The organism is Pseudomonas sp. 39004 (assembly GCF_028682155.1).
GTDB lineage: Bacteria > Pseudomonadota > Gammaproteobacteria > Pseudomonadales > Pseudomonadaceae > Aquipseudomonas > Aquipseudomonas capeferrum.
Genome location: NZ_JANIAG010000249.1, coordinates 1 through 5,794 on the forward strand (window position 1 = coordinate 1; position 5,794 = coordinate 5,794).

A 5,794-nucleotide genomic window follows, 5' to 3' on the forward strand; every position below is an offset into this window, starting at 1 on the left:
AGCATTTAGCGCCTGGCCAGCCTGCAACCTGCGTACCAGCGGCGCCAGTTCCACGCCCTGCAAATGCCAGACCCCAAGCGGCTGGTCCGCCGTCACCACCACCTCGGCTTCGTCCACCAGCCCGTCACGTAGTACCGGTCGCCGCGCCACCCGTACCGCCTGCCAGTCCGCGGCCGTGTGCAGCGGTTGTGCATCCGGCCATCCCTGGCGACCGTCCCAGAACGGTTGCCCGGCCCGGCCTTGCTCCTGGGCATAGAAATCCCGACCGATGCGGGCAAAGCGCAGGAACAGTTGCTCGACCCGCTGCCGATGAAACTGCAGCGCCAACGCCGCCCGCTCGGGCCGGCGCAACAGGGTGTTGATGACCACAGGCGCCTGCAGCGCCGAGGACAGCGACTGGAAAATGCCGTTGCCCGACAAGGGGTCTACCGCCATCGCCGCATCACCCACCCGCAGCCAGCTCTCTGCGGCACAGTCGCCCGCCAGGATCGCCGTGCTGCTGCGCGCATGTACCTGCGCCGGTGCCAGCGCCTGCTCATCGAACAGCTCGGCCACCAGCGCGCTGTGCCGTCGGCGGTTGGCGCAATACTCGGCCAGAGCGGCCTTGCCCGGCAGCCCTTCGGCGTCCAGGGTGACCTGCCAGTAGCAGCGGCCATCTTCCAGGCGGGCCATCCACGCCCAGCCGTCCTCCAGGCTTTCCACCGCCGATGCCGGCACGCTTGGGCGACCTTGCCAGGTGTTGAGGAGGCTGACCGTCTCCGGCCCTCGCAGGCGGTCGGCGGCTAGCGGTGCCTGGCGGCCGCGGGCTTCGACCAGAAACTGCGCCGCCAGTACCTGGCCATCGTCAAGGCGCACACGGTGCCCGTCTTGTTGCGACACCTCACGCACCCGGCCCTCGACCACGGTCACGCCGGCACTGAGCAAATCGTCACGCAGTGCCCGGTCAAAGCGTTGCCTGTCGAGCAGAAACTCCTGGTTCATCTGCAGGTGCTGGCCGTTCCAGCGCACCTGCCGGCTTGCCGGCATCGCTGCCTGCCTCAGCGCGCCGCCAAGGCCTGCGTGGCGCAAACCTTCCAGTACCCGTTGTGAAACGCCTTCGACCGCAGCAAAGCGGCGCCATTCAGAGACCACCGTGACCGGGTAGCCCAGGCGCCGCAAACCGATGGCCGTGGCCGCCCCTGCAGGGCCGGCGCCCAGCACCAGGATGCGTGGCTCAGACATCTTCGGCACCTCGCCGCTCAGGGCCATTGAACGCGGCATGGGCGCGCAACCAGTCGAACACCTGCTGGCGTTGCAGGCCCGGCCGTTCCCGCAGCAACGCCGCCACCCGACCGGTCAAGGCCGCACAGCCCAGGCTTGCACCGGCCAGGCCGCCTGCGCCCACAGCGCCACCGAAGTCGGCCTGGGTGCTGCCGAGCCACGACCACTGCCCCGCTGCACAGCGGGCATCGCCGGTCATGCGGATCACGCCTGGGTAGCTCGCCGGGTAGACCGCGCCGCCCTGTGCCGGGCTGGAGGCGCACAGCAGCACGCCGGCGGCCTGGGCCTCGGCACAGGCCTGATGCAGCACCGGCCGGTCCTGATGCAGGCCAAGGCTGAGGTTGATCAGTGTCGCGCCCTCTTCCACCAGCCATAACACCGCAGCCGCCACCTGCAACGCACTGGTGCTCGCCTGCGCGTTGAACACCTGAGCCACCAGCAGCGGTACGGGGCCTGATTCACGCAGCAAGCCCGCGACGACAGCGCTGCCGTGCCCCAGCTGGTCAGGCAGCGTTTCACCTTCGCGCAGCTGGCCTTGCTCCAGCCAGAACCGCCGCGCGCCCACCACTTGCACGGCCTGGGCCGACGAGCAGCCACTGTCGATAACCCCGACCCGCAGCTCAGTGCCCATGCCTGATGGCCTCCTGGGGCAAGACCTGCAACTGCCCGTCACGCAACTGCAAGTGCAGGTCGGCATCGGCCAGGGTCGAGGCACGGTGGCTGATCAGGATGCGGGTGCGCCCAGCGAACAACTGGTCGATGGCCGCGATCACTTCCCGCTCAGTCGCTTCGTCCACCGCTGAGGTGGCCTCGTCCAGCACCAGGATCGCCGGAGCCTGCAACACCGCGCGGGCAATGGCGATACGTTGTTTCTGGCCGCCGGACAACTGCTGGCCGCGCTCGCCCAGCAAGCCGTCCAGCCCCAACGGCAGGCTTTCGACCAGGCTGTCCAGGCGTGCCAGGCGCACTACCCGTTCAAGCTCCGCGCGGCTGGCCTGGGGCACCCCGTAGGCGAGGTTCTGCGCCAAGGTGCCACGGAACAGCACGATGTCCTGGCTGACCACGGCGATGCGCCGACGCAGCGCCGCCAGGTCCAGCTCGCGCAGGTCGGTACCGTCCAGCAGGATGCGCCCGGCATCGGGGTCGTAGAAGCGTTGCAGCAGGTCGATCAGGGTCGACTTGCCAACCCCCGAAGCGCCGCTGATGGCAACCTTCAGGCCACCCGGCACGCACACATTCAGGTTGTTCAGCACCGCGCCCTGGCGCCCGTCATGGGCAAAGTGCAAGGCTTCCAGGCGCAACTCGCCTGGCCCGTCGGGTATCGGCCGTGGCGTATCCGCCGGGCGCACGGCCACGGCTTCCTGCTTGAGCTCCATCACCCGCCCCAGGCTCACGGCCATGCGCTGCACCGCCACATACAAGCCCAACAGGCTTTGCACCGGCCCCACCGCCATGCCCATGTAGGTGGAAAATGCGATCAGCGCGCCCAGTTGCCAGGTGCCCTGGATCACCCACCAGCCGCCCACCAGAAAGGCGCAGGCACGGCACCAGGAGGTCAACGTGCCGGGTATCGCCTGGGTAAAGAACTCGGTCACCTGGACCTTGAGCAACTGGCTCATGTAGCCCTGGCCCAACTGGTCGAGGCGCCCGGCTTCCCGCCCCTGCTGGCCGGCCGCCTGGATGAACTTCATGGCGGGCAGCGTCTCGACCAGAAACGACGACACATCCGCCGAACGCTCGCGCAGACTACGCACCTCGCGCTCGACCTTGCGCCGCATCCAGCGCAGCCATAGCACCTCGATCGGGATCAGCAGCGCCAGTAACAGCGACAACTGCCAGGACAACATGAGCATCAAGGCCACCGCGCCGATCAGCCCGATCACGGCAGACACCGCCGAAAACAGCGAGTCCACGGCAAAGCGTTGGATTTCAGCAACATCGCCGTCCAGCCGCGAGAGAATGTCGCCGATGCGCCGCCGTCCGTAAAAGGTCGGCGATAACTGTTGCAGGTGCCGGTAAAGGTCATCACGCAGGGCAAACAGGATGCGCCCGGAAAGCCGCGTGTGCAGGTAGCGGTTGACCCCGGCCAGCACGGTGCCGAGCAGGCCGGCGACGATCATGACCGCTGCCATGTGCCACAGGGTCTGGTAGTCCTTGGCCAGCAGGCCCTCGTCGATCAGCGTCTTGACCAGCCAGGGTTGCGCCAGGGCCAGCAGCGAGGCGCCCAGGGACAGGCCCAGCAACACGCCGATGGCGCGCCGATGGGGGCGCACGAAACCATACAGCCAGGCCAGAGCCTGGCGCATGAGTACAGGGTCGCTGGTCTCTACCAGCCTTGCGAACAGGCCGCCCATGTCAGCTACGCAGCTGCTTGAGCTTGCGGTACAGCGTCGCGCGGCTGATACCCAGGGCCTCGGCGGCGGCCGAGACATTGCCCTGGTGGCGGCCCAGGGCAGTGCGGATCAGGTCCAGTTCGTTGTCCTTGAGGCTGCCGGACGGCGTTGTGCCCGTGGCCAGTTCATCCAGCAGGCAATCGGTGAGGTGATCAAGGGTCAGCACCTGCTCGCCGTCCTCTCGCATGGCCAGCGCGGTGCGCACGACCATCTCCAATTGGCGAATGTTGCCCGGCCAGTCGAAGCCTTCGAGCAAGGCGGCAAGTGCCGGGTCGAGGGTCACCCCTTTGGCGCCGGACTTGTCCAGCAGGCCCTGGATGATCCCGCCCAGGTCATCACGCTCGCGCAGGGCCGGCAAGCGCAGCGATACACCGTTGACCCGGTAGTAGAGGTCTTCGCGAAAATGCTGTTCGAGCACCAGCCGCTTGAGGTCGCGGTGGGTGGCGCAGATCAGTGCCACATCGATGTCCTGCTCGTCGCCTGCGCCCAACGGCGCCACCCGGCGCTCCTGCAAGACCCGCAACAACCTGGCCTGCAGGGCCAGCGGCATGTCGCCGATCTCGTCGAGGAACAGCGTGCCGCCATGGGCTTGCATCAGCCGTCCGACCATCCCGCCACGGCGCGAACCTGTGAATGCCCCTTCGCGGTAACCGAACAGTTCAGACTCGATCAGCCCTTCGGGAATGGCCGCGCAGTTGACCGCTACAAATGGCTTTTCAGCCCGTGGGCTGGCCTGATGCAGCGCGCGGGCGACGACTTCCTTGCCGGTGCCGGTCTCGCCCAGCAGCAGCACCGGCAGGCCATTGCCCAGCCCTTGCCGGGCCATGCGCAGGTTGCGCGCCAGACGCGGGTCGCCGCCGGCCAGAGCCTCCAGCGCAGGCGACTGGGTGGCCGGCACCGGTTTGCTCACCGCCACACTGCCGCTCAGTTGGCCATGGCGCGGCAGTTGCAAAGCACGGAAGAAGAATTCGCCCTTGGCCGTCTGCACACTGCTTACAGCGCCCTGCCACAGCCGGGCGATGAAGGCGGGTGAACGTTCACCCAGCAGCTCGCTGCTACGCCGGCCGAGCAGTTGCTGGCGCGGCACCTGCAGCAGTTGGCAGGCACTGTCGTTGGCTGCCAATACTTCGCCGTCCATGCTCAGCGCCAAGAGGCCGTGCCAGGCACTGTTGAGGTACTGCGCACGGCTGTGGAAGGCCAGTACCAGTTGCTCTGGGTGGCACAAGCCGAACAGCCGGCTTTCGATATTGCCGGCAGCCAGCATCAGCGTAGACAGGCTGTCCTGGGGTTGTGCCATCACCCCTTCGCGGGTGATGTCGAGCACACCGATTACCTCGCCACGCGGGTCGCGCAGCGGTACCGAAGTACAGGAAAACGGGCTGAGGCGGTCGAGGTAGTGTTCGCCACAGTTGATCAGGGTCGGCCGCCCTTCCACCACGGCCGTGCCGATGGCGTTGGTGCCGCGCAAGGACTCGCTCCAGCAACTGCCGGGGTGCAGGTCGCGCAGGCCTTCGCGGGTGAGCACGTGGGTCTGGCCTTCGATGGCCAGCACATTGGCCTGGGCATCGCCGAGGATGATGATGCCCGCTTTGCCCTGGCGCGAGACCAGGTAGTCCAGTTCGGGGGTGACGGCATCGACCAGCAGGCGGTTGCGCTCCAGCAGCATGCGCAGGTCGTGGCCTTGTTCAAGGCCCAGGCCAACCTGTTCGCCTTGCAGGCAGTCCAGGCCATGGCCGAGGCTGCGGCGCCAGGAGGCGTCGATTTCGTCGCGCAGCATGCCCAGTGGCAGCTCGCCTTCGCTGGCCAGCTTGAGCCGGGCCTGGCGGGATTCGTGTAGTGGGTCTTGGGCGTTTGTTATTTGTTGTCGCGCCATTTTCTACTCCGGCTGCGCCCCGCACGGTAGAGGGGAACGGGCTTGGGAATTTTTCCGCAGTGTGCGGGAGAAATGGGCTGGCGTCATCAGGCTGCTGTCGGGAGGCTGGGGGGGTGGGTATGGGGGGATGGCGGGGGATTGGGTTGAGGATTTCGTTGGGGCCTTCAGGGGGATGGCGGGAGATCTTCAGCGCTCTCGAGATCGAGCGCCGCCCGCGCGCTCACGGGTTTCGCAACCGGTCAGGCGGCGCACCGCCGAGTTGGCGCCA

The 5,794-nt window shown here is 67.4% G+C and carries 4 protein-coding genes; all 4 read right to left on the bottom strand.

Annotation, left to right across the window (positions count from 1 at the left end; genetic code table 11):
* A partial coding sequence (qhpG, locus tag NP534_RS25230) for a flavin-dependent monooxygenase QhpG (RefSeq protein ID WP_274100517.1) occupies positions 1 to 1,221 on the bottom strand: 1,221 nt, incomplete at its 3' end.
* Positions 1,214 to 1,891 (bottom strand): subtilisin-like serine protease QhpE, encoded by a 678-nt coding sequence (gene qhpE, locus NP534_RS25235; RefSeq protein WP_156310313.1) that lies wholly within the window; start codon positions 1,889 to 1,891, stop codon positions 1,214 to 1,216. The genes qhpE and qhpG, both read right to left, overlap by 8 nt.
* Positions 1,881 to 3,614 (bottom strand): ABC transporter ATP-binding protein, encoded by a 1,734-nt coding sequence (locus NP534_RS25240; protein WP_274100518.1) that lies wholly within the window; start codon positions 3,612 to 3,614, stop codon positions 1,881 to 1,883. Before NP534_RS25240 ends, qhpE begins: the two co-directional genes overlap by 11 nt.
* 1 nt (position 3,615) lies before the next feature.
* The gene (locus NP534_RS25245; RefSeq protein ID WP_274100519.1) at positions 3,616 to 5,526 is read right to left on the bottom strand and encodes a sigma-54-dependent Fis family transcriptional regulator; all 1,911 of its coding nucleotides are present in this window, start codon (positions 5,524 to 5,526) and stop codon (positions 3,616 to 3,618) included.
* Positions 5,527 to 5,794: the final 268 nt, after the last annotated feature.